At 30.2% G+C, this 24062-nt stretch carries 25 protein-coding genes; 9 read left to right on the top strand and 16 right to left on the bottom strand.

Annotated features, from left to right (window positions below):
• Position 1: 1 nt before the first annotated feature.
• From csm4 to MBBWO_RS04865, 5 genes are all read right to left on the bottom strand, one after another.
• Positions 2-955: a type III-A CRISPR-associated RAMP protein Csm4 gene (gene csm4, locus MBBWO_RS04885; protein WP_116669758.1), complete on the bottom strand. Its 954-nt coding sequence runs from the start codon at positions 953-955 to the stop codon at positions 2-4.
• Between the two features lie 13 nt (positions 956-968).
• Positions 969-1700 (bottom strand): type III-A CRISPR-associated RAMP protein Csm3, encoded by a 732-nt coding sequence (gene csm3 / locus MBBWO_RS04880; protein ID WP_116669757.1) that lies wholly within the window; start codon positions 1698-1700, stop codon positions 969-971.
• Between the two features lie 10 nt (positions 1701-1710).
• On the bottom strand, positions 1711-2145 hold the full coding sequence (gene csm2, locus MBBWO_RS04875; protein ID WP_116669756.1) for a type III-A CRISPR-associated protein Csm2: 435 nt from the start codon (positions 2143-2145) through the stop codon (positions 1711-1713).
• Between the two features lie 4 nt (positions 2146-2149).
• Entirely contained in the window at positions 2150-4711 is a 2562-nt protein-coding gene (gene cas10, locus MBBWO_RS04870; protein ID WP_116669755.1) for a type III-A CRISPR-associated protein Cas10/Csm1, read from the bottom strand.
• A 322-nt stretch (positions 4712-5033) separates the two neighbouring features.
• Positions 5034-7748, bottom strand: a complete 2715-nt coding sequence (locus MBBWO_RS04865; protein WP_116669754.1) for a valine--tRNA ligase — start codon at positions 7746-7748, stop codon at positions 5034-5036.
• A 344-nt stretch (positions 7749-8092) separates the two neighbouring features.
• Here MBBWO_RS04865 and MBBWO_RS04860 point away from each other — a divergent pair, with 344 nt between their 5' ends.
• The 6 genes from MBBWO_RS04860 (at position 8093) to pheT (ending at position 12281) form a co-directional block, all read left to right on the top strand.
• Positions 8093-8377, top strand: a complete 285-nt coding sequence (locus MBBWO_RS04860; RefSeq protein WP_116669753.1) for a hypothetical protein — start codon at positions 8093-8095, stop codon at positions 8375-8377.
• Positions 8378-8380: 3 nt separating this feature from the next.
• Positions 8381-8764, top strand: a complete 384-nt coding sequence (locus tag MBBWO_RS04855) for a PIN domain-containing protein (protein ID WP_116669752.1) — start codon at positions 8381-8383, stop codon at positions 8762-8764.
• A gap of 149 nt (positions 8765-8913) precedes the next feature.
• The gene (locus MBBWO_RS04850; RefSeq protein ID WP_116669751.1) at positions 8914-9396 is read left to right on the top strand and encodes a zinc ribbon domain-containing protein; all 483 of its coding nucleotides are present in this window, start codon (positions 8914-8916) and stop codon (positions 9394-9396) included.
• A gap of 108 nt (positions 9397-9504) precedes the next feature.
• A complete protein-coding gene (locus MBBWO_RS04845) occupies positions 9505-10038 on the top strand; it encodes a flavodoxin domain-containing protein (RefSeq protein WP_116669750.1) in 534 nt (177 codons plus the stop codon).
• A gap of 187 nt (positions 10039-10225) precedes the next feature.
• Positions 10226-10588 carry a hypothetical protein gene (locus MBBWO_RS04840; protein WP_116669749.1) on the top strand — a complete coding sequence of 121 codons (363 nt, stop codon included), beginning with the start codon at positions 10226-10228 and terminating at the stop codon, positions 10586-10588.
• A 37-nt stretch (positions 10589-10625) separates the two neighbouring features.
• Positions 10626-12281 (top strand): phenylalanine--tRNA ligase subunit beta, encoded by a 1656-nt coding sequence (gene pheT / locus MBBWO_RS04835; RefSeq protein WP_116669748.1) that lies wholly within the window; start codon positions 10626-10628, stop codon positions 12279-12281.
• 41 nt (positions 12282-12322) lie between these two features.
• Here the strand turns inward: pheT and MBBWO_RS04830 are convergent, their stop codons facing one another.
• From MBBWO_RS04830 to MBBWO_RS04805, 6 genes are all read right to left on the bottom strand, one after another.
• Positions 12323-13135, bottom strand: coding sequence for a DUF6270 domain-containing protein (locus tag MBBWO_RS04830; protein WP_116669747.1), 813 nt, complete (start codon positions 13133-13135; stop codon positions 12323-12325).
• Between the two features lie 65 nt (positions 13136-13200).
• Positions 13201-13605, bottom strand: a complete 405-nt coding sequence (locus MBBWO_RS04825) for a secondary thiamine-phosphate synthase enzyme YjbQ (protein ID WP_116669746.1) — start codon at positions 13603-13605, stop codon at positions 13201-13203.
• 17 nt (positions 13606-13622) lie between these two features.
• Positions 13623-13841 (bottom strand): hypothetical protein, encoded by a 219-nt coding sequence (locus MBBWO_RS04820; protein ID WP_116669745.1) that lies wholly within the window; start codon positions 13839-13841, stop codon positions 13623-13625.
• 13 nt (positions 13842-13854) lie between these two features.
• Positions 13855-14520 carry a ribose-5-phosphate isomerase RpiA gene (rpiA, locus tag MBBWO_RS04815; RefSeq protein WP_116669744.1) on the bottom strand — a complete coding sequence of 222 codons (666 nt, stop codon included), beginning with the start codon at positions 14518-14520 and terminating at the stop codon, positions 13855-13857.
• Between the two features lie 16 nt (positions 14521-14536).
• A complete protein-coding gene (locus tag MBBWO_RS04810; protein ID WP_116669743.1) occupies positions 14537-14974 on the bottom strand; it encodes a UPF0179 family protein in 438 nt (145 codons plus the stop codon).
• Positions 14974-16017: an NAD(P)-dependent glycerol-1-phosphate dehydrogenase gene (locus tag MBBWO_RS04805; protein WP_116669742.1), complete on the bottom strand. Its 1044-nt coding sequence runs from the start codon at positions 16015-16017 to the stop codon at positions 14974-14976. Before MBBWO_RS04805 ends, MBBWO_RS04810 begins: the two co-directional genes overlap by 1 nt.
• Positions 16018-16174: 157 nt before the next feature.
• On the opposite strand from MBBWO_RS04805, the gene MBBWO_RS04800 reads away from it, so the two are divergent.
• Both MBBWO_RS04800 and MBBWO_RS04795 read left to right on the top strand, forming a co-directional pair.
• Positions 16175-16855: a DNA polymerase domain-containing protein gene (locus tag MBBWO_RS04800; RefSeq protein WP_394340362.1), complete on the top strand. Its 681-nt coding sequence runs from the start codon at positions 16175-16177 to the stop codon at positions 16853-16855.
• A gap of 137 nt (positions 16856-16992) precedes the next feature.
• A complete protein-coding gene (locus MBBWO_RS04795) occupies positions 16993-17694 on the top strand; it encodes a TIGR02253 family HAD-type hydrolase (protein ID WP_116669741.1) in 702 nt (233 codons plus the stop codon).
• 23 nt (positions 17695-17717) lie between these two features.
• Here MBBWO_RS04795 and MBBWO_RS04790 read toward each other — a convergent pair whose 3' ends face one another.
• From MBBWO_RS04790 to MBBWO_RS04770, 5 genes are all read right to left on the bottom strand, one after another.
• The gene (locus MBBWO_RS04790) at positions 17718-18491 is read right to left on the bottom strand and encodes an exodeoxyribonuclease III (protein WP_116669740.1); all 774 of its coding nucleotides are present in this window, start codon (positions 18489-18491) and stop codon (positions 17718-17720) included.
• A gap of 52 nt (positions 18492-18543) precedes the next feature.
• Positions 18544-20091, bottom strand: a complete 1548-nt coding sequence (pheS, locus tag MBBWO_RS04785) for a phenylalanine--tRNA ligase subunit alpha (protein WP_116669739.1) — start codon at positions 20089-20091, stop codon at positions 18544-18546.
• Positions 20092-20215: 124 nt separating this feature from the next.
• The gene (locus MBBWO_RS04780) at positions 20216-21106 is read right to left on the bottom strand and encodes a triphosphoribosyl-dephospho-CoA synthase (protein WP_116669738.1); all 891 of its coding nucleotides are present in this window, start codon (positions 21104-21106) and stop codon (positions 20216-20218) included.
• Between the two features lie 9 nt (positions 21107-21115).
• A complete protein-coding gene (gene hemB / locus MBBWO_RS04775) occupies positions 21116-22120 on the bottom strand; it encodes a porphobilinogen synthase (protein WP_116669737.1) in 1005 nt (334 codons plus the stop codon).
• A 4-nt stretch (positions 22121-22124) separates the two neighbouring features.
• Entirely contained in the window at positions 22125-22823 is a 699-nt protein-coding gene (locus MBBWO_RS04770) for an endonuclease III domain-containing protein (RefSeq protein WP_116669736.1), read from the bottom strand.
• A gap of 122 nt (positions 22824-22945) precedes the next feature.
• Here MBBWO_RS04770 and aroC point away from each other — a divergent pair, with 122 nt between their 5' ends.
• On the top strand, positions 22946-24043 hold the full coding sequence (gene aroC, locus MBBWO_RS04765; RefSeq protein WP_116669735.1) for a chorismate synthase: 1098 nt from the start codon (positions 22946-22948) through the stop codon (positions 24041-24043).
• Positions 24044-24062 lie beyond the last annotated feature (19 nt).

The following is a 24062-nucleotide window of genomic DNA, read 5'->3' as shown; positions in this document are numbered from 1 at the left end:
TTTATTCCTCCAAATTATTTATATTGTATTTTAATGGAAATGCAAAACCATATTCAACAGCTGGATTGATCTTACCAGAATCTACAATTTTACCATAAAATTTTTGATAATCCGGAAAAGTAGAACCTTCTTTAAAGAATTTTACCTCTTTTCTTATTTCACCAGAAGCACTTCTTCCTCTTTTTGAGTCAATTTCATATGACGAATATTCATTAATTCTCTTTAAATCTTCATTTATTGGAATGAATCTTGAAAGAGTAATAAAGTTACCTCCATCACTATTTCCAGCTAAATCATTTAAATTAACATCTTCGATTTCATAGACAAATTGTCCTTTTCCAGTAGATATATCTCTACCAAAACCTCTATCTTTTAGAAATTTAATAGCTCCTTTAAGAATAGGTTCATATTCATTATTGTAAAATTCAACAAAGAAAAATAACCCCCTATTCATAAAATTATCTCCTTCACTGTAAAAAATTCCTTCAGTTTCATTAGTTAATCTATTTACACTATTGTTAGGGAGAATGTTACTTTTTTGACTATTATCAATTGAATATTCTTTCCCCATTAAAAGATTTCCAGATTTATAATAACTATCAAAATTATTTAAGATTTCATTTTCTGAAATTTCACCATGAATTAAGTTAAAGAAAATTTCTTCTTCAAAGTATTCAATTTTCTTAAATTCTTTTAATACATCCCTATTTTTAACTTCATTTGATTTTTTATTATTTAAAATCAATTTTGGGTAAAATCTAACTTTTTCATCTTGAGAATATATGAAAGGAAATGTTGAAGTGAGAACAAATGGAGGTTCACCATTTCTAAAGCTATCAAGCAATTCATCTACTTTATCTGGATAAAGTTCACTTATTGAATAAATAATAGCTCCAAATAATGTGTCTGAATGTAATTTAGGAAATAATGATAAAGGTTTAATATAAACCAACATTGTTATATCTCCTTTAATTTCCATTTAATTTGTCAATTGCTTCATTAAGTGTTTTAGAAGATTCAACTAATATTTCTTCATTGTTATCTATAGTGTAATATTCTTTACTTCTTTTAGCGATTGTGATATTAGTAAATCCTATTTGACCAGATCCCCTACTTCCACTTCCACCAAGATAATTATCTTCAACTAGTTTCATTGCTTCTAAAAGATTATCTAAATTGGATTCATCATCATCTTCATAAACAGTTAATATAATCTCAAAATTGAATTTAGATCCTTTTGGAACTCTTTCAATGTTTCTTGGATTGGCTTTAGAAGTGATTCTATTAATAGTATTTTCGTATTTACGTTCAGTTCCTTTTAAAATCTCATCACTAGTCTCCCATAACTTTAAAGTTTCATCAGTAGGATAAGCATCTCTTACAATGGTTCTAGTTGGATATTTTTCACCACTTTCACTTGCAGACATACCAAATAATTTAGAACTTAAGCAATCAGGATCTGTTGCAACTTTACCTTTGTTTTTAATTACACTATCCGCTGATTGTTTATCATAGAGTTCAAGTAAAGATCTTAATTTTCCTTTTAGTGAAGAACCTGGAATAAATGGATGACCTGAAATAGCATCCCTTATAACTGGATTGTCACTTCCACCAATATCAATGGAATCATCGGATCCACCAATGTGAAGACCTGTTTTACACTCAATTTCCCCATTAATTACATAATTTTCTTTAAACATTAACAATCACCTATTCACCATATAAATATTTATGATAAGCTACTATTGATTCAAAAAATTCAATAAATACCTTTAAATTTTCCATTTTCTCTTCTTCACTACCTATATCAACTTTTTCCATACATGTCATGATTAACTTATAAAATGGTTTTGGCATTTTTTTCCTTCCAACAGAAACTGCCATCCTTGGCTTTATTAAATAGAATTCAGATTCAATTTCATCCCAAGAATTTTTTTGTTCTATTTTACGAATAGCTGCAAAGAATTTCCTTAATTGGTTTGTTTTTAAATTTTTAGAATTTTCTGCAACTACATAAGCATATCCATCATCAACATCTACAAATTTTTTAATTCCAATATCTTTTAACATGTTACAATTTTTGATTTCATCTGTAATTTTTTTCATTTCACCATTGTCTTTATTTTGATTCCTATATGAAGCCATACAATCACCTTAACCTTAAGCTAACCCATGATACAGGGACTTTAATCCATGGCATGAATTTCATTGTTTTCTTATCTAGTTCATTTCTAAGAGTTCTATCAGAAATAAGTCTTAATTTATATTTAAGCAGTGGCACATAGGCTTTTTTAGATATTTTCTCATTAACATTATTATGCCAGTCTTTTTCATTATTAACTTCAATTGATTTAACATTAGAACGAGATTCCCATATCTTAAGCAGTGAATAAACAATACTTTTTGATACTTTCTTACTTTCAGCATAAGATTCCAATTCTTCTGCAAAGTCCAATAAATCATAAAATCCTTTCTGAAGACCATTTGATTTCCAAGATAAGATTTCATTAAATAATGTGATTTTATTTCTTCCGCATTCTTTTGACTTTTCAAGATTATTATCAGCAAGAATAGCTGCTTTTCCAATTGGGAATTTTGCTCCTGAAATATTAATTCCAGCAGATATATTTATTGAATCATTATTTGCTGTCCATTTTTTAAATTTAGACTGAAAACTTTCTGAAAACTTAATTATATCATCATAAGGACCTACAACTAGTAAATCATCCCCTCCAGAATAATTAACATAAATAGTTGAAACTGCATTTTCAATACACTTATCACAGATTTCTGCACCATCTTTAGGCCTGTAGACAGATTTTTTAATTATAGTATCCTCATCCCTTTCAAATTCAAGTTCGATTTCATCGAATTTATCAGCACAATCATCACAAGGGGCAATAAATACTTTAAATTCATCGAGAATTTCATTTATTAAACCTGAGAAGAATAAATCCAGATAAAAACTTAGAGAAGAAACTCTTGAAATACTTGAGAAATTATTGTCCTTATTTAAATGATTAAATCCATTTGAAAAGATTTTACCTAGATTATCAACATCCATTTTCAAAACACCAAGTTTATTAGCTCCTTTACTAATTTTAGCTAAGTGTTCAAAGTACAATGGCTGACCTTTGATATTTGGCACATTGTTTCCTAAAAACTTAAAGTCAAAGGATACATTATCAGAGGTGACCTCATCTATCAAATATGTGAAATCAGTGCTATTCAATATATAAACTGTAAATGAAATCTCTGGATATTTGTTAACAAGTTTAATTACATCCTTTTTACTCTTTTTGAAGATGTAGCCAATATTTAACAAATCAATAAAGAAGTTAGACCCTTCAATTTCACCATCATTTTCATATTTAACCATATATCTTGAATTAGCTACTGCCTGACCAAGTTCTTCATGAGCTGCACATTCAGCACAGATTTTCTTATCATCATCTTTATATCCAGATATTCCTTTTCCACAGACAACACATAAATCATCATAGCTAACATCTTCAATCTTAAAGACATCCTCTAGATTTTGTGAGAATTTATGTTTCTTGTCTTCAAAATGTTTAGAATTCAATTCTTGCAATATTTTACCGAAGTTCTTCAAATCAAGTTTTTCTTTATCTTTATCAACACCAGAAGCTTCCTCATAAACCAAAGACAAATACAATTCACTGTTAAAGTTTTCAATGAAAAATAGGTTGATTTTTTCTTTAAATTCTTCAATAACATCAATAGTTTTACTTGTATTTGGAGCGATTATAGTAAATCTTCCTCCACCACAGAACAGGATATTAGATGAGTTTAAATTTAATTTATTGATTAAATGTCCCACAATACTTTCAGCAAGTAAAGTTATGTAGAGAGATCTTCCCCTTAACCTTTTACTCATTCCGCTTTGAGCATCCTGTGGGGATGAAATTCTATAAATAAACTTCTGTATTCCAGATATATCACCAGTAACAACAAGATAACATTCCTGATCATCGTTTTTAGTTAATTTATTTTCACTATCCCTATCAAAAAGATATCTGCAAGTTGCTAGAGCAGCAGTTGTTTTTGCATGGTCATACAAAGAAACATCACTTTCAGATAAATAAGTTGCTGAAGGAATTGTTGATGTGTATTTTTTTAATAATGCAAGAACTGTATCAAAGTTTTCTGCATCAATTAACTTAAATTCATTTATAAATTCATTCCATAATCTTTCATAATCTGGTTTTAAATTCCATCCATCCATTGCTTGATTTGTTGTCTCTTTAGGATAAAGTGAATCATTTAAATCAAGTTTTTCTAAAGGAATATAATACTCATCAGTTTCAGAATTATTTAATGCAATTCTTGAAAAAATAGAGATTAATGGAGTATCTAAAACCTCTTGTTTTTCATCACTAGCTATTCTCTCAGCAGAGGAATGATGATCTGCTTTTTGAACAATACCACATAATTTTGGATTAATAGATTTAGAAGGTAAGTGATGATGCAAAACTAAATCTTCAATTTCATCACCATAGCTACCACGAACAAAATCTGCAGACCATTTACCATGAGCTCCATTTTGTCCATAATCATCAGCAGTTAACTTATCGTATTTAGAATCATACATTTTGCTTCCACTACGAACATTATCTGCTCTTTGATAAAATTTTCCAATATCATGCAATAATGAAGAGAATTTAACTATTTCCAATTCATTATTTATCATATTCTCTCCTTATTAATTGATAATATAAAAACAGTTTAATTAACAGTGAAGAAAATTTATTTCTCAGAATAAAGTTAAAAAAACTATTATATAGTACTAAGTTGTAAACAAAGTTAAATAAAGTTTTCTAAATAACTTTATAATTCTATTCAAAAAATAAAATAAAAGATTAAACAAAGAAAATATTTTAAATGAAAAATTTAATAAAAATCCAATAAAATCACTAAAAACTATGAAAAAATAAATTTATTTTAAAAATTTGTAAACAATTTAATAACAATATAAATATATTAAAATAAAAAAAGAAAAAAGTAGAAGTAAATTATCTCATTACTTCTAAAATTACATCAAGTTCTTCTGATTGGATAATATCTACTTTTTTACCAGAAGCACCCACAATATCCTTTTTGATGTTTAGTAAATCTTCAGATACTACTAATCCATCAATGTCAAGTTCACTAGCTGATTCCAATGCACTAGCTATTTCTTCAATGTCAGCAGTGTTTAAGTAGCCAGCGATTTTACCAGCATCCCCTTTGAATTTAGGTCCTATTTGAGCCATGTCAGGAGTTACTTCAACTATTTTTTCATGAACTTCAGGTTTTCCTGTTTTAATAGCTAAATTCTCAATTTTTAAGGTTCCTTTAATGTCATCTGAGAATTCTTCAAAGATATCTTTAAGTGAATCATTAGTATAGACAGACACTTCACTGAGAGCTGCATTTAATGGGATTTTTGCAGAGGACTTGAATCTTCTAATTTCATCAATTAATTCAATAGCTGCTGCTCCTTTTTCTTCTGCATCTGCACTTATTAAATCCTCATTTACTTCAGGCCATGAAGTGGTGTGGATTGATTCGCCTTCTCCAAAGTACTGGTAGACTTCTTCTGTGAAGAATGGTACAATTGGAGCTAAGAGTTTTAATGATGTTTCAATTACACATCTGAGAGTGTATTTAGCTGCTTTTCTTGATTCATCAGATATTTCATCATTGTACAATCTGTATTTTACAGCTTCAATATACTCATCACAGAAATCATGCCAGATAAACCTTTCAATTGATGTTATTGTTTCTGCAAAGTTGTATTCTGCAAATGCTTTATCAACATTGATATTTAAGTTGTTAAGTTTTGATAAAATCCATAAATCCAATGGTCCAAAGTTGTCTTTAACTTCTTCAAAGCTAACTTCTTCATCAAATATTTGCATACTGATGAATCTAAATGCATTCCAGAATTTTCTTAGGAATTTGTATCCATGTTTTATGTCTTTCCAGTCAAATGCTACATCTGAACCTGGCACACTGTTTGCTGCCCATGTTCTAAGTGGATCTGCACCGTACTGTGAAATTACATCATCTGGAGCAATTACATTTCCTCTGGATTTACTCATTTTATATCCGTCTTCACCAAATACCATACCATTGATTACAATGTCATCAAATGGTTTTTTGCCAGTTAAAGCAAGGCAACGGAGTGTTGTGTAAAATGCCCATGTTCTGATAATATCATGTCCTTGTGGACGGATATTTGCTGGGAAGTTGTCCTCATATCCTGGATTTGGCCATCCTGCAATGGATAATGGTGAAATGGAACTGTCCATCCATGTGTCTAAAACATCTTCTTCAGCTATGAACTCTTCACATCCACATTCACATGGTTTTTTAGGTTTGTCCTGTGTTGGGTCAATTGGTAAGTCCTCTTCATCTGGAAGGATTACTTTTCCACAGTCTTTACAGTACCATACTGGAATTGGAGTTGCAAAGATTCTTTGCCTTGAAATACACCAGTCCCATTCCATAGAATCTGCCCAGTTTAGGAGACGGCTTTTCATATGTTCAGGTACCCAGTTCATTTCTTCTGCAGCATCTTTAATTTGATCAACTAACTTGCTAACAGCTACAAACCATTGTTTTTTAACTAAAATCTCAATAGGAGTTTTACATCTCCAGCATTGACCTACATTCTGTTCTACTTTTTCCTGTTTTAATAGGTATCCTTCATCATCTAAGTCTTCAATGGTCTGTGCTTTACATGTTTGTAAATCCATTCCTTCATATCTTCCTGCTGCACTTGTTAATAATCCTTTTTCATTTATTGCATCGATGATTTCAAGGTTGTGTTTGTTTACCCAGCTTACATCAGTTTTATCCCCAAAGGTACATACCATTACTGCACCAGTACCGAATTCAGGGTCTACTTCTTCATCAGCAATTATTTTTACTTTCTGATGAGATAGAGGTACTTCCACATATTTATCAAGGAGATGTGCATATCTTTCATCATCTGGGTGAACTACAACAGCTACACATGCAGACATTAATTCTGGACGTGTTGTTGCAATCATTACACCCTCTTCAGATGGATCTGCTTCTTTACCAGATGCTTTAGATGATTCAATATCTGCATAGGAATCTTCTTTTGCAGGAGGGAAGTTTACATAGTTTAAGAATGTTTCATTGTCACTATATTCAACTTCTGCAAATGCAATAGCTGTTTCACAACGAGGACACCAGTTTACAGGGTGAATACCTTGATAGATTAATCCTTGTTCATACATTTTTAAAAAGGAATATTGAGTCCTTTTCATGTATTCAGGTGTCATTGTAATGAATTCGCGACTCCAGTCCTGTGAAAATCCAAGAGATTTCATTTGATCTTTCATTTTAGCTATGTTTTCAGTGGTAAGTTCAATACAGTACTCTCTGAATTTAGCTCTTGAAACATCATTTTTCTTGATGTTGTGAGTTTCTTCAACTTTTACTTCTGTTGGAAGACCATGGCAGTCCCATCCTTGAGTAAATAAGACATCATTACCTTTTAATCTCCTGTATCTTGCATTCATATCAATGTAAACCCAGTTAAGAACATGCCCTAAATGAATAGAACCTGTTGGGTATGGAGGTGGGGTGTCAATAATATATCTTGGTCTTGTTCCATCACCAAGGAATTTATAGATGTCATCTTTCTCCCATTTTTTCTCCCAATCCTTTTCTTTATTAAAGTCATAGTCTTTTGGAATATTTTTATCTGACATGTATTCTCTCCAAAATTAATAAATAAAAATAATATTATTAATTATATATTTTAGACTTTAAAAGCTTAATGTAAAAAATAGCTATTTTAAGAGTATGATAAATTACTTTTTGGAAATATATTTTTTCTTCATTATTTATTCAGTTACATATTATTTTTAGTGTGTTAAAATAAAATAAAATCTTGTTTTTAATTATAAAAATTTATTTAAATCAAAAATATTTACTTAATTGTTCAAGTTAACTATTTAAATTAATAAATAAAAAACCATACTTGTTTAACCCCTTGAAAAAAATGTATATTTGTATACAAATATATTAATATACAAAAACAAGGGGACTAAACATGGCAACAACAATAAGAGTAGATGAAAATGTAAAAAAACAGCTTAAAATAAAAGCAGCAGAAACAGGAAAAAGCCAATATGAGCTTGCAAACAAGTATATCCTAGAAGGATTGAAAAACGACAAAACACCATGTGATACAATGACTATAGAAGAAATAGAAGCATTATTAAAACACGACAACCCTAAAGGCAACCCTGCATTAAATAGACTGGCAGGAGCAATAAAAACTGATGAAAAAACAAATAGTGTCGAACTAAAAAAGAATAGCTATAAAAGGTCTTAAATTATGTTATTTTTAGATTCAAGTTATTTAATAGCTTTAATATTAGAAAATGATAATTATAATGACAAAGCTATTGAATTGAATAAAATAATATCAAATGAAACAACTATAATTAAAAATACTGTTTTAACAGAAGTGCTAAATAGCTTTAATAAATACAATGTTACACAGATTGAAAGTATTATAAATGATTTGTTAACACTTAATATAGATTATTTAACAAAGAATGACTACAAAAAAGCTCTAAAATATTACAAATATTATAATACAGCCATTAATTTCAGTGATTGTATCTTAGTAACTATGAATAAATATAAAACAAATCAGGTAATCAGTTTTGATAGCGACTTCAATAAAATAAAAGGAATAATCAACATCTCTTTTTAGACAATTCCCTGCTAAAATTTACACATTTACTTTTTATTTATTTTTCAATTATCTAATTTTCATAATTTATTTAACTTAATATACACATAATAATAGCTAGATAATACTAATTTTTAAGCTATTATCAAAGGGTTTTAAAGTGATATTAAATGAAATGCCCAAAATGTGGAAGAGAATTTCCAGATGATATTAATTTCTGCAATGAATGCGGAACAAAATTAGTTAAAGATGGAAATTTTATAGATGAATGGAAATGTTGGAGCACATCCAAACAGATATTATCCCTTGTTGGTGCTTGCTGTGTTATATTAATAGTGATTGGTGCAATCAGCTCCTTTTTAACTCCAGAAAAAGAAGACACAACTGTCATAAACAATACATCCTATAATGTAACCGTAGGTGACTATTCTAATTATGTAAGCAGCAGTTCTGATGGCTATGATACTTATTATTCCTATGAAGATGAACATGGATCTGGTGACTTGGAAGGTACTGTTTATAGTGATGGAAGCATAGAAGCTCATCAGAAAGGAACTACTGAATTTGGAGATTATGAAGTTAATTCTTATATGGACAGTGATGGAAATATCCATGGAACAGTAACAACAGGTGGATATACCTATTATGTTTAATTTTTAAGGGTTTTTTAATTAAAAAAAACTCTAATTTTTTTAATGAATAGATTTATAACTGCCAATTATTAATAATAGAAAACAAGAATAATTAATTTAGGTGCATTAATGAATAACATCATCATCTATGGTTCTCATTATGGGGCAACTGAAAGATATGCAAAAGAACTCTCAAAAGAAACAAACATTGAAGCAGTAACCTTTAAAGAAATTGCCAACGTTAACCACTATGACCAGATAATCTACTTAGGTGGCCTCTATGCTGGAGGAGTTTATGGAATGTCCAAAACATTAAAAAAGTTAAAAGACATTAAAAGTAAGAAAATCATAATTGCTACTGTTGGCCTTGCAGATCCTAAAAATGAAAAGAACATAAAAAATATAAAAAACCACATGAAAAAACAGTTGGATGAAGATATTTTTAAAAATGCAAAAATATTTCATTTAAGAGGAGCTATTGATTATTCTAAATTAGGATTTATCCATAAAACAATGATGAAAGCACTTATTATTAAAATTAAAAGAACATCAAATGATAAAAAAACAAGTGAAGATACAATGATACTTGAAACCTACAACAAAAAAGTCGATTTTGTTGACTTATCCAGTTTAAATGAGATACTAAATGAAATCATTTTATAAATCCCATTTACTTTTTAATCACATATTCTAAAGATTTAAATAATATGCCACTAAACTATTTTTCCCAAAGTAATATCTTAAATTATAGAAATTAGATTTTAAGAGATAACTATATTATATAAGATATATAAAAAATTATATATTGTTAATTATTAATTGATTCAACTAAAAAGGAGTGTGATAAAAAATGGAATTATTATGGTTTTATGTAGCTGTTGCATTAGCTATTAGTGACTTAATCCACACACAACTTATGTGGAAAGTTATGGCTGATTTTTACATAATATTAGCTGGTCTTATCCACAATACTGTTAAATCAAATGTTACTGTTTGGATTATACATGAATTATTTGAAGCAATATTCCACTTTATAGTTATTTCAGTCCTGTTCTTGTCACCGACAATTGGATTTTTAGCTGCATTTATACACTTTGTAATTGATGTATCACACACTTTATTACTAGATAATGTTGATATGAATGAAGCAGAACATAGAGCATTACATTTTGTAATCGAATCAATCTTTTTCATGGCAATCTATGGAGTATAGCTATGGAAAATCAAATTAAATGAAATTGGAGTATACTATGCCAGTAATTACATTTAAATATCAAGATTTAAAAGATTTAGGAATCGATATGGAGAAAGATGAACTTATAGACACTTTACCTATGATGGCTAGTGACATTGAGGACTTTGATGACGAAGAAATCAAAGTAGAGTTCTTCCCTAACCGTCCAGATAACTTATCTGTTGAGGGTGTTGCAAGATCTTTTAAAGGATTTTTAAATCAGGAAACAGGCCTTCCAAAATACGAAGTTGAAGAATCTGGAGAAAAAGTAATTGTAGATCCTGAAGTAGCTAAAATAAGACCTTACATTGCATTTGCAAAGATTGAAGGTGTTGATTTTAGTGGAGACAAGTTAAAGTATGTAATGGATTTCCAGGAAAACCTCCACTGGGTTATTGGAAGGGACAGGAAAAAAGTAGCTATTGGTATTCATAATGCAGATGTTGTTGAAGCACCATACAATTACATAGCTACTGCAAAAGATGAAAATAGCTTCGTTCCTCTTGAAAAAGATGCTCCAATGACTCCAGAAGAAATTCTAACTGAACATGATAAAGGTGTAGCTTATGCACATCTCCTAGAAGACTTTGATAAATATCCTTTAATTCTTGATAAAGATAATCAAATTTTATCTATGCCACCGATTATTAATGGTGAGTTAACTAAAATTAATGAAAATGTAGAAAACATCATTGTAGATGTAACTGGTATGGATGAACGTGCAGTTAACCAAACCTTGAATATTATCTGCAGTTCATTTGCGGAAGTTGGAGGAAAAATAAAAAGCATGGAAGTTGTTTATGATGACAGAACCATTACAACTCCTGATTTAACTCCACAAGTTCAGAATGTTCATGTTGATTTAGCTAATGAATTAATTGGTGGAACTCATTTAACTGCTGAAGAAATCAAACAATTATTAAGCCAAGCACGTTTTGATGCTGAAATAATCGATGATAATGAATTGAAAGTATACATTCCATCATATAGAATAGATATTCTTCATGAAGTTGATGTTGTTGAAAATATAGCTATTCAATACAGAATTAAAAAAATAGATGCTCAATTACCAAACATATCAACAGTAGCTTATGAACATGAATGGTTCACCTCTGAAGCAACCATGCGTGAAGTTATGATTGGAATGGGATTCCAGGAAGTAATGAGCTTAATGCTTACAAGTGAAGAATCCCACTATGAAAAAATGAAACAGAAAGAAGAAGATCATGTTCAAGTAGCACGTCCAATAACTATTGACAGAACTATGATTCGTACAAGTTTAATCAACAGTTTAATGGAATTTTTAGAAGACAACAAACATGAAGACTTACCGCAAAAGATATTTGAAATTGGAGATGTCTTATATCTCGATGAATCAAAAGAGAATAAAGTTACAACTTCTAAAAAACTAGCTGCTTTAATTTGTCATTCAACTGCAAACTTTACAGAAATCAAATCAACAATGACAACTGTTTTAGAAAACCTTGGATACAACATGGAAATATCTGATAGTGAAAATCCATCCTTTATTCCTGGAAGAGTAGCTAATGTAGAAGGAAAATCTGGTAATGGATCCATTAAAGGATTCTTTGGTGAAATTTCACCTGAAGTAATTACCAATTTCACTCTTGAATATCCAGTTATTGGATTTGAAATTGAATTTTTAAATTAGATTAAAAAATATCTAATTTAAACTCTTTTTTTAATAAATAGTTAATGAAAAATGTTTTTTAATTTATCAAGGAAAGTTAAATTATTATTCTCACTTATTTGTATTAATTCATGCAGTCTATCTGCATAAACTTTATTTTCATAGTGTACAGGCCCAATTCCCCAGATATGGTTCTCATCAACTAATGTTTTATTATCAAATTTTAAACAATTAACATCATAATTTTTGATAATATATTTATCTAACCTTTTAATATTCTTATTTCTTATTTTACTCTCTTTTTTATAATATTTATTAGATTCAACTGTTTTATCTTTCTTTAATACATTATATGCAACTCTGGCTTCGTTTAAAACAATTTTAGTATCTGGACAATGAGTATCTAAATAATCAAAAAACAAGTCAACATTTTCACGCCACAATTTAAAATAATCTTTTTTATTAGTTCTCATATTTAGAGGATTCTTAATTTTAAGATTATTATAAAATTCAGTTTCAAGTAAATCCCATTCATTATTTGTAATTATCTGATTATTATCAATTTCTAATACTCCAAATCTATCTTCAAAGTAATTATCAAAAATTAGCAAATCAATATTATTGTTTAATCCTTTTAAGAAGTGTTTATTTAAATCTTCTTTTATAAAACGAGTTCTCGAATTATTTACCTGTGATTCTGGAAGTATTGCTATATCTTCAATCCTAAATTCAACAGGATGTTGCATCAAACTGATTATGGAACCTCTTTGAGATGAAAGAACAACATTAAAATATTCCTTATAATTATGATTAATTTTACTGTAAAAAATATCCCTACTTACACAAGATCCAAAAACAGCAATGTTGTAAACCATATTCTCACTTAAATTATCAAAAAACTTATTTTACACTTCTTCAAACCAATATTTAAAAAAAATAGCTATTTACCAATAAAAGTTAAATTAACAGTTCTACTGCTTCTTGGTCCATCAAGCTCAACAAAAAATACAGACTGCCAAGTTCCTAAATCTAATTTTGAGTTTTTCACAGGCAAAGTTTCACTTGAAGAAAGTAAAAATGACTTCAAATGAGATGTGGCATTATTATCAATTCTGTCATGCTGCCAGCTGTATTTTTCATCAATTAAATTCTCAAACATAAACTCAAAGTCCTCTAAAAGGCCTTTCTCATTTTCATTTACCACAATAGCTGAAGTGGAATGTTTTGAGAAAATATTTACAATACCCTCTTCAATAGCTATTAGTTCATTGATTTTAGAGGTTATATCAATTATCTGAAATTTCTTATTGGTATTTAACTTAAAATCATTGTGAGCAATCATAATATCAAAAAAAAAAAAGATTAGTAGATGTTTCTTCTACTATAAGCCATGTAGACAATAAAGATTCCAATAGATAGTAAAACCAATTGTGGGAAAATCATAAAGATTATAGCTGGAATCAAATGCAACTCAGCCAATATCCAAAGTATAGCATAGATTATTATAAATGCACCTACTAAGAATAAACATTTATTTAATGTGTCTTTTAAATCACCTGGAATTCCACCCATTATTGGCATGAAAAACACCTCATTATAATTCTTTAATACCTTCAGAAGTTCCTACAATAACTTTGTCGACCATTTGAGAGAATATACCATTTTCAACTACACCCGGAATGGTGTTTAAGTCTATTTCCAAATGGCATGGACTTTCAATTTCATCAAATTTAGCATCAATTACAAAGTTACCGTTATCAGTTATTACAGGACCATCTTTCCTTTCAGCCATTCTAATTTCACAACTTGCACCCATATCTTCTAAAGCATTTATTACTGTCCTTGATGCTTCTGGAATGACTTCAACAGGCACTGGGAAAGCTCCAAGTTTATCAACACATTTGGATTCATCTACAATTACAATAAATTTCTTTGCAGAGTAATCAACAATTTTTTCTTTAGTATGAGCTGCTCCTCCACCTTTAATAAGGTTAAAGTCACCATCTACCTCATCAGCACCATCTACAGCCAAATCAATATCATGCTCTTCTAAGCTAGTTATTGGAATATTCCACTGTTTAGCAAGTAATAAAGACTGAAATGAAGTTGGAATTCCCATTACATTAATTCCTTCCTCTTTGATTCTCATACCTACTTTTTCAATAAAGTAATGAGTTGTAGAACCAGTACCTAAACCTAAAATATCGCCATCTTTTACATATTCTGCTGCTTTGTATCCTGCATCTTTTTTAAGATTCATAATAACACCTATTAAATTAAATCACAAAACCTAAAGTAAGTTTATTAAGTTTATATCCTTTTTTACATTCACCATGATGTTTTCCATGATTTTTTATAATAATACATTTATCACCATCAACTAAACCTTCCGGGAAACATTCATCATGATATTCACAGTTTTCACTACATTCTGGAGCACTATATTCAAATGTAGATCCTTCAAAAATATTTTTTGAATTGGAAAGTAAATCTATATCTGCTCTTTCAACTACAACAGGAATAACAGAGTTTTCACCATGAATTGGACATTTCTGTTCATTATCTTTAACTTCAATAATTTCATATTTTCTATTTTTCTCTAAAGAATCAACACAAGAAGGTTTAAATCTGCAACTTTTACATTCCTCTGCAGGCCCATAAAAGACAAAACTTACTCCAGGTCTTGCTAAATCTTTTCCAATAAGCGTAATCATTAAATCACTCCTGTCTTAATAGCTATTTCATAAGCAGCATCTTTTGAAAATCCATTATCACCTAAAATAGTATAACGTTCAGGTCTAATTGTATGTGCCAAGGTTAAAGCCTCAATAATATCATCATCAGATACTCCTAACTCCTTAGCAGTTGTAGGTGCTCCAACAGCTTTTAAACTATCCCTAATAAATTCCCAATCTCCACCATAAACATTCATCATTAAAATGGTTCCAATACCACATTGCTCTCCATGAAGACCAGATTTTTCGTTAATTAAATCTAGAGCATGGGAGAATTTATGTTCAGATCCACTAGCTGGACGACTGGAGCCTGCAATACTAATAGCCATACCACTGCTAAATAAAGATTTTATAACTAAACGGGCACTTTCCTCTAAACCAGGCTTTATATTCTCAGCATTATCTGTAATTAACTTTGCAGACATTAAAGATAAAGAAGCTGCTGATGAACTATAAGAGTCATGCTTTAAACGATGAGCCAATTTCCAGTCTTTAATAGCTGTGAAATTTGAAATTAAATCAGCACAACCTGCAGATAATAATCTTGGAGGTGCATTAGCTATAATTTCACTATCCCCAATAACAGCAATTGGAGCATGCGCTTTAACAGATGTGGCTTTTTTAGAGTCTTTTATTGATGCCTGAGGAGATAACATACCATCATGTGAAGCAGCTGTTGGCATTGAAACAAAATAAGCATTTTCATCAAAAGAAGCTAATTTAGCAACATCAATAACTTTACCTCCACCTATTCCTATAACAGTGGAATTTTCAGTTGTTAATTCTTTAACTTCATTTACTGAATCAAAAGAAGCTTCATGAACTTTAACAATATCAATATTAAAATCATATTCTTCTAAACTACTTATTGTAGGTTTTGCAGCTATATCATATGTATTATTACCAGTAACTAGTACGATATCCTTAAAAAGCTTAAGGCTACTGCAAATTTCCCCAGTTTCATGGACAACACCAGGACCAATATAAACTTCACGAGGCATTTGGATTTTTCTAGCGCACATATTTATCTCCTTGATATTTATACATTTTTATATATAACAAACTTAATTAAAATATATTTTCCTTTTCATCTAGATTACTTATTTTTATTCATTGGTAAAATTTAAATTAAAACCAAAACAAAGTAAATAACAACTTTAATTTAATTTGGTGCTAATATTGCAAGAAGATGAAAAACAAATTGAAATCGAAAAAGAAATAAAAAGCCAAGCACAGAAGTTCATTGATTATATTAACTCAAACCTTCCTGAAAGTATGGAGCTTGAATATGAAGGCTTTTACAGGCGTGGCTTTTTTGTAAGTAAAAAAAGATATGCTGTTATTGAAGATGGAGAGATAATAGCTAAAGGTCTTGAACTTGTAAGAAGAGACTGGGCACCAATTGTTAAAAAAACACAAGAAGAAGTTTTAATGGCTATTTTACGTGAAGGTAACACTGATAAAGCTATTGAAGCTGTTAAAAAAGTCTTGAAAAAAATAAAATCTGGAAATGTTACTCCTAAAGACTTAAGAATCCATACACAGATTACTAAAAAATTAAGTGATTATAAACAGATTGGGCCTCATGTAGTGGCTGCAAAGAGATTAGAAGAACATGGAATATCTGTCAGCAAAGGTACAATTGTCCAATATATTATAGTTAAAGGAAAAGGCAACATCAGCCAAAGAGCAGTTCCTTACGAGTACATTGAAGGATATGAATATGACAAAGATTACTACATCCACAATCAACTAATTCCAGCTATTTCAAGAATTATGAACTCTCTTGGATACAGCAAAAAAGACTTAGAAGATTTGGCAGCTGGTGAAAAACAGCAAAGTCTTGATGCATTTTTTTAAATAAAAAGATTTTATTAAAGCTCATTTTAAATACAAGTAATGTACATTTAATCTTCAATTTTTTATAATAATCCTCATTTTTAAAAATTAAATCAATAACAATTTTTAAATAATACAAAATGAAAAAATTAAGATTAATGAGAAAAACTGATAAAGCAGATGAAAGTGTTGTATTTTTTGATGTTGATGATACTTTACTTGATACCTCAACATTTGCAGAAACCGCAAGAAAAGCAGCTATTGAACTTATGGTTGATAATGGCCTACCTTTAGATAAAGATGAAGCATATTATCTTCTAAAAGACATTATTAAAGAGAAAGGTTCTAACTATGATAGACACTTTAATGTGTTGACAAAAACTGTTTTAGGAAAAGAAGATCCAATGCTTGTAGCTTTAGGTATGATAACTTACCATAATGTTAAATTTGCACTATTAAGACCATTTCCAAAGACCGATGACACTTTAATCTACTTAAAAAGTCAAGGATATCGTTTAGCAGTTATATCCAATGGATTAACAATTAAACAATGGGAAAAACTAGTTAGATTAAATATATATCCTTTCTTTGATGAAGTAATTACCTCTGAAGAAGTTGGTTTTTCAAAACCGAGCCCTAAAATTTATCAGGAAGCATTAAGACGTATGAAAGGGGATCCAGACAAGTGTGTTATGATTGGAAATAAATTTAAAGAAGATGCACTTGGTGCTGTTAATGCTGGAATGAGTGCAATACTTGTAAACTCCAATGTTACTGAAAGAGAAAAAATAAGAATAAAAAAAGAAAAATTAGATATTAAAATTATTGAAGACATTGGACAAGTCAACAGAGTATTATAATTTTAATTAATGAATCTGAAAATCTATAAATCTAATTCTAAAGTTATTGGGCAATGATCAGAACCCATAACCTCAGATTCTATTTCTGCTGATAAAACTTTATTTTTAAATTCTTTATTCACAAAGAAATAATCTAATCTCCAGCCAATACCTTTTGCTCTTGCATTATAACGATAACTCCACCAGGTGTAGTTGTCTGGTTCCTGATTAAATATTCTGAAAGTATCAACAAAACCTAAATCTAAAAAATCAGATAACCACTGCCTTTCTTCAGGTAAAAATCCTGAAGTTTCATGATTCCTATCTGGGTAACGTATATCAATCTCTTTATGTGCAATGTTTACATCACCACAGATGATAATATTGAATCCATCATCTCTTAAATTGCATACATAATCAGCAAGTGTATTGCAGAACTCAAGCTTGTAATCTAATCTTGATGCTTTACTCCCACTATTTGGAAAGTATGTATTAATTAAAGTAAAATCTTCAAAGTCAACTCTCAAAAATCTGCCTTCATCATCAATAGCTGGATTTCCAATTTTCTCAACTACATTAATTGGCTGAATTTTGGAGTAAGTTGCAAGACCACTGTACCCTTTTTTAACAGCATCCCTAAAATAAGAGTTGAAACCATCTACATCATAAACTTCTTTTGGTATATCAGCTATTTGGGCTCTGATTTCCTGTAAATTAATAATATCTGAATCATTATTATTAAACCAGTTATGAAAAACTTCTTTTTTGTTAATAGCTCTGATACCATTTACATTCCATGAAGTTAACTTAATTGACATAAATATCCAGTTAAAATAAATTAAAAAAAAGAAAAAAACTCATGAAGAGTTCTTATAAATCAATTCCATCAGATAAAGGCAATTCACGAAGCCATTTGATATCACTTTTGTATAACATACGGATATCAGAGATGTCATATCTTATCATAGCTAATCTTTCAATACCTAAACCAAATGCTAATGCAGGAACATCAATACCTAAAGGAGCTAAAACTTCAGGCCTGAACATTCCACATCCACCTAATTCAATCCATGACTCTTTATCTTCAAGATATACTTCACATTCAGTTGATAAATAAGTGTATGGGAAGTAAGCAGGTCTGAATCTAACTTCAAATCCTAATTTTTTGTAGAATTCTTTTAAAATTCCAAGTAAATTTTGATAGCTGATTCCAGGAGCTGCAACAAGTCCTTCTACTTGATGGAATTCTGGTAAGTGTTTGTAAGTGATAGTTTCTCTTCTAAATACACGACCAACAGAAAACATCTTAAATGGAGGTTCATGTTCATGAAGATATTTTGTAGATATTCCAGTAGTATGTGTTCTTAAAACAGCCTGTTTTGCAACATCTTCATCCCAATCATATTGCCATCCAATGGAGCCAGTATCTCCACCAGTGTTATGGACAATAGCTGTATCAGCAACTAACTGCTCATCATCAGGCAAATCACAGGTCAATGGATTTTTAAGATAAAATGTATCCTGCATTTCACGAGCTGCATGATCTTGAGGTTGGAAAAGTGAATCAAAGTTCCAGAATGCAGAGTCAACAACAGATCCATTAGCTTCTGTAAAACCAAGGTTTAAGAAAATCTCCCTAATTTCATCAATGATTCTTCTTAATGGATGTTCTTTACCAGCAAAGATTTCTGGAGCTTCTGCATTAATATCATAAGGACGATATTGTAAGTTTTTCCAGGTCCCATCTTTAAGTTGTTGGTGTGTTAATTGAGTAGCTTGTTCTTGAATAGTAAATCCTTCTTTTAAGATTTCCCTACCTTTTTCAAGAATACTAAAAGAGTGTGAGGTGTTTTTCTTAATGTCTAAAATATTTTTTCTGTCATTAAGTTTCTTGAAACCATCAATTAATGCATCTTGAAGGTTCTGTTTAAGAGCTTCTTTTTTCTCTAAAAGTAAATTTAATAATTTTTCATCATCACCTAAAGAATCATTGGATTCCTGACCTAAATCAGTTAAAGTAACAATTCCTTTATTGATTTTAGCCCAGTTTTTACGGACTAACCAACCAATAGCAATACTGGTATCCTTTTTATCAATACCTGATTCTTTTTGAAGCTCTCCCATGTTCATTTCTTTTTTATCTGCAAGAGTTTCAAGAAGTTTACGTTCAGGAAGTCCAGCTTCAGCATATTTAACTCCATCTTCTGTTAATGAGATTGTTTCTTCAACATCCTTTTTAACATCAATAATATCCTTGGAAGCAAGAGAACCTGCTGCACTCATAACTGATTTAATATCCATTCCAGTATTTTCAGCTATTTCTTCAGGAGTGATATTTTCATTATTTTTTAGTTCATTTAAAAGCTTTTTTTCATATATATGTAATTCATTAATGGTTTTTTTAATATCCTCACTCATTTAAACACCATAATTAAACATTTAATAATATTATATATTTTTGTTTAGATAATTAATAAATGTTTAGATTATAAAAAATCTATTTTAAAGTGAAAATTTAAAAAATAAAAAAAAAGAAAATTTTTTAGCTGTCAAATTCACTAGCTAAAAAACTAAGCATAATAGATGCAGCAGTCAAATCAGCAGTTGTTCCAGGATTTAACTTATTTTCAAATAAATAATTATCAAATTCATCTAATTTATCTGAAAAGTCATTATCATCTTTAAATTTAAGCAAATCTTCAGTTTGATTAGATACTTCACCAGCTTTCTCATCCCCATACTTTCTAGAAATTAAAGTGTCAGGAACTTGAGATAAAATAGTCAGGAAAGTTAAAACTGAAGCCCTATTTAAGGAATCATTATTTTTAACTTCAGAATATGTTTTAAAACCTATATCAAAGCATGTTGGCATGTCTGTAGTTAATTCACTAGCTAGTCTATCCCATGGAGCTGAGATTTTTAAAACATCATACATTGTTTGATTGTTTTCTCTTAACTCCTCTTTTGCATTTTCACTGGCTACATCATACTCATCCTGATCGCCCATTCCACCAGCATCAGCAATGTTTATAGCATCATACAAATCAATAGCATCATCAACAGTAGTGGCTGCCATTAATTTAACAACATTCTCTCTGATTTCATCAAAGGAATTACTGATAGCTGCTGCACAGGATATAGGGACAAGCAACATTACAATTCCAAGATTAGTGTTATTTGCAATCCAGTTATCAGTTTCTTTAACTGCTTCTAAGATGTATTTTCCCATTTGAGCATTTTCAGGATAATTTGCATCAACAGAAGATGCTGCTTTTCTGATTGTATCTCCAATTACAACTCCACTTATTAAAAAGTCTTCAAAGACCATATCATCAAAATCACGAGTTCTATGAACATTTCCAGGTTTTGGATATCCACTAACTTCAAGACAGGATGCAATTTGAGCTATTTTAGCTATTTTTTCTGAGTCCATATTATCCACTTATTCAATTAAATCATTTTCAAGCACATATGGTGCAAAGTTAGTTATAATTAAATCAGCACCTGCTCTTTTTATTGAAAGTAAAGATTCAGATATTGCTCTTTCTGTTAAGTATCCTTTTTCAATAGCTGCCATAATCATAGAATATTCCCCACTTACATTATATGCAACTAAAGGAAGATTAAATTCATCTTTAACCATGCGTACAATATCCAAGTAAGGAAGAGCCGGTTTAACCATTAAAAAGTCTGCTCCTTCAGCAACATCCAATTCACATTCACGGATTGCTTCACGTGCATTTGCAGGATCCATCTGATAACTTTTACGATGCCCTAATCCTGGAGAAGAACAAGCTGCTTCTCTAAATGGTTCATAAAATGCAGATGCATATTTAGCTGAATAAGACATTATTGCAACATTTTCAAATCCTTCACTGTCAAGAGCTTCCCTAATTGCATCTACTCTACCATCCATCATATCAGAAGGTGCTACTATATCTGCTCCTGCTTTTGCATGGGAAACAGCTACTTTTGCAATATATTCTAATGATTCATCATTTAATATTTCAAGACCAAAGTCTGTATTCTCATTTTCAACAATCAAACCGCAATGACCATGAGAAGTATATTGGCAAAGACATACATCACTTATTACAACAAGGTTAGTTTCCTCTTTAAGTCTTGCAATAGCTTTCTGAACAATTCCATCTTCTTTAAATGCAGGAGTGGCAATTTTATCTTTTGTATTTTCTAAAGGAACACCAAATACAATAATTGATTTTAAACCTTTTTCTTCAAGATGTTTTGCAAATTCAACTCCAGAATCAAGAGAGTATCTAAATTCACCAGGCATTGATGTAATAGGCTCTTTTTCATTTCCTTTAAGAGCTTCTTTAAAGTAAATTGGATAGATTAAATCTTCTTTATTAAGTTTAGTTTCACGTACAATATTTCTAATTTCTTCAGTTTTTCTAAGTCTTCTCATTCTTGTAATTGGAAAATACATTAAATCATCTCTTAAACTTATTTAATATATTGTCATTAACCCCATAAGGTTTTTTCTTATAATAATTTTTAGCATGTTCTACAATTAAAGCATGGTATTGCTTATAATCATCTACATCTCCTTGGAAATTCTCTTCAAATAGCTTTTTAACCTGATGATATGTTGCAGTTTCCTTAATAAATCCCAAATATGAGAATATTCTTTTTGTATATGCATCTACAACAAATTCTTTTTCACCAAAAGCATAAAGCAAAATAGAATCTGCAGTTTCATTACCTACACCTTTTACTGCCAAAACTTCCTTTCTTGTTGGTGTTCTACCATTCAGCTCAATGAAGAACTCTGCAATATTTTTAAGATAAATTGTTTTTTGATTGAAATAACCAGAAGGTTTTATCAACTGTTTAAATTTATCAGCGTCATTATTAATGAAATCTAAAATATTATTCGGATTAAAATCTGTGTATAATGCCAAGTTAGCTAATGCCCTATCCACACTTACCCAGGTAGTGTTTTGAGTTAAGATAGTTCCCATAATAATTTCAAATTGATCTATATATTCTTCAGGATAACTATCATCAACTTCCACTAAATATTTGCTTTTATCAATATCTAATGATTTATAAGAACCAGTTGGCCACCAGTCAAGGTGAGAATAAGTTTCAGTTAATGTATTATAAATATCATTTATTTCTTGACACATGATATCAACCTCCTTATTAATTCATCTTCAAAAAACTATAAGATGTTCAGTAATAAATAGTTGATGTATTATAAATATTATGATAAATAAAAAATGAAATAGCAATACAAAGAGGCAAATAAATGGTAAATACAATTGGAAGAAAATTTTCTATTACAAGTTTTGGATCAAGTCATGGAAAAGCTATTGGAGCTGTAGTTGATGGATGTCCAGCAAATCTTCCTTTAAGTGAGGAAGATATTCAAATTGAGCTAAATAAAAGAAGACCTGGAACTAGTTCGGTTACAACTCCAAGAAATGAATCTGACCAAGTCCAAATATTATCTGGAATTTTCGAAGGTAAAACAGATGGCACTCCAATTGCAGGAGTTGTTTTTAACAAAGACCAGCATTCTAAAGATTATTCAATGTTTAAAGACACCCCTCGTCCAGGACATGGCGATTATGCATGGATGGAGAAATACGGCAACTACGACTACAATGGAGGTGGCCGTGGAAGTGGAAGAGTAACCATTGGCCATGTGATTGGAGGAGCAATAGCTAAAAAACTCTTAAAAACCCGGAATATTGATATTGTAGCACATGTTACAGAGATTGGAAATATAAAATCCAAAGAACATGACTTCGACACCATCAAAGAGAATGTGGAGAAAAATGTTGTTCGCTGTGGAGATTTAAAAGCAGCTAGTGAAATGGAAGAACTAATTCTCTCTAAAAAAGCAGAAGGTGAATCTGTTGGGGGTGTTGTTGAAGTAATAGCTAAAGGCATTCCTGCAGGGCTTGGCGAACCAGTATTTGGAAAGTTAGATGGAGAAATAGCTAACATCTTAATGAGCATCGGGGCTGTTAAAGGTGTTGAAATTGGCCGTGGATTTGAAGTGAGCAATTTAGTTGGTAGTCAAAACAACGATGAATATTATATAGAAAATAAAAAAGTATTTACCAAAACCAACAATTCCGGCGGAATAATCGGAGGAATGAGTAATGGAATGCCAATTGTTGCAAGAATAGCTGTAAAACCAACTCCTTCCATATCAAAAAAACAGGATTCAGTAAATATCTGTGAAATGGAAAATGAAAAAATAAGTATAAAAGGAAGGCATGACCCATGTATCTGTCCTAGAGTAACAGTAGTTGCAGAATCTAGCTTAGCTATTGTTCTTGCAGACCATATGTTACAATCAGGTTTTATCCATCCTTCCAATCTAGATAAACAGTAATTATTTGCCTTTTAAAAAA

Origin of the sequence: Methanobrevibacter woesei, assembly GCF_003111605.1 — an archaeon.
Classification (GTDB): domain Archaea; phylum Methanobacteriota; class Methanobacteria; order Methanobacteriales; family Methanobacteriaceae; genus Methanocatella; species Methanocatella woesei.
The sequence above is the reverse complement of the archived record's forward strand: the minus strand, read 5'-3'. Positions and strand labels throughout refer to the sequence as shown.

Coding starts and splice junctions, on each gene's coding strand:
- MBBWO_RS04865 (WP_116669754.1), bottom strand. CDS start 7,748: ATGTCAGATAAAAATATTCCAAAAGACTATGACTTTAATAAAGAAAAG.
- MBBWO_RS04790 (WP_116669740.1), bottom strand. CDS start 18,491: ATGTCAATTAAGTTAACTTCATGGAATGTAAATGGTATCAGAGCTATT.
- MBBWO_RS04810 (WP_116669743.1), bottom strand. CDS start 14,974: ATGATTACGCTTATTGGAAAAGATTTAGCAAGACCTGGAGTAAGTTTT.
- MBBWO_RS04770 (WP_116669736.1), bottom strand. CDS start 22,823: ATGTGTCAAGAAATAAATGATATTTATAATACATTAACTGAAACTTAT.
- pheT (WP_116669748.1), top strand. CDS start 10,626: ATGCCAGTAATTACATTTAAATATCAAGATTTAAAAGATTTAGGAATC.
- MBBWO_RS04780 (WP_116669738.1), bottom strand. CDS start 21,106: ATGGACTCAGAAAAAATAGCTAAAATAGCTCAAATTGCATCCTGTCTT.
- aroC (WP_116669735.1), top strand. CDS start 22,946: ATGGTAAATACAATTGGAAGAAAATTTTCTATTACAAGTTTTGGATCA.
- MBBWO_RS04830 (WP_116669747.1), bottom strand. CDS start 13,135: ATGGTTTACAACATTGCTGTTTTTGGATCTTGTGTAAGTAGGGATATT.
- hemB (WP_116669737.1), bottom strand. CDS start 22,120: ATGTATTTTCCAATTACAAGAATGAGAAGACTTAGAAAAACTGAAGAA.
- csm3 (WP_116669757.1), bottom strand. CDS start 1,700: ATGTTTAAAGAAAATTATGTAATTAATGGGGAAATTGAGTGTAAAACA.
- MBBWO_RS04850 (WP_116669751.1), top strand. CDS start 8,914: ATGAAATGCCCAAAATGTGGAAGAGAATTTCCAGATGATATTAATTTC.
- pheS (WP_116669739.1), bottom strand. CDS start 20,091: ATGAGTGAGGATATTAAAAAAACCATTAATGAATTACATATATATGAA.
- MBBWO_RS04840 (WP_116669749.1), top strand. CDS start 10,226: ATGGAATTATTATGGTTTTATGTAGCTGTTGCATTAGCTATTAGTGAC.
- rpiA (WP_116669744.1), bottom strand. CDS start 14,520: ATGAATCTTAAAAAAGATGCAGGATACAAAGCAGCAGAATATGTAAAA.
- csm4 (WP_116669758.1), bottom strand. CDS start 955: ATGTTGGTTTATATTAAACCTTTATCATTATTTCCTAAATTACATTCA.
- MBBWO_RS04845 (WP_116669750.1), top strand. CDS start 9,505: ATGAATAACATCATCATCTATGGTTCTCATTATGGGGCAACTGAAAGA.
- MBBWO_RS04795 (WP_116669741.1), top strand. CDS start 16,993: ATGAGAAAAACTGATAAAGCAGATGAAAGTGTTGTATTTTTTGATGTT.
- MBBWO_RS04855 (WP_116669752.1), top strand. CDS start 8,381: ATGTTATTTTTAGATTCAAGTTATTTAATAGCTTTAATATTAGAAAAT.
- MBBWO_RS04805 (WP_116669742.1), bottom strand. CDS start 16,017: ATGTGCGCTAGAAAAATCCAAATGCCTCGTGAAGTTTATATTGGTCCT.
- cas10 (WP_116669755.1), bottom strand. CDS start 4,711: ATGATAAATAATGAATTGGAAATAGTTAAATTCTCTTCATTATTGCAT.
- csm2 (WP_116669756.1), bottom strand. CDS start 2,145: ATGGCTTCATATAGGAATCAAAATAAAGACAATGGTGAAATGAAAAAA.
- MBBWO_RS04820 (WP_116669745.1), bottom strand. CDS start 13,841: ATGCCAATAATGGGTGGAATTCCAGGTGATTTAAAAGACACATTAAAT.
- MBBWO_RS04860 (WP_116669753.1), top strand. CDS start 8,093: ATGGCAACAACAATAAGAGTAGATGAAAATGTAAAAAAACAGCTTAAA.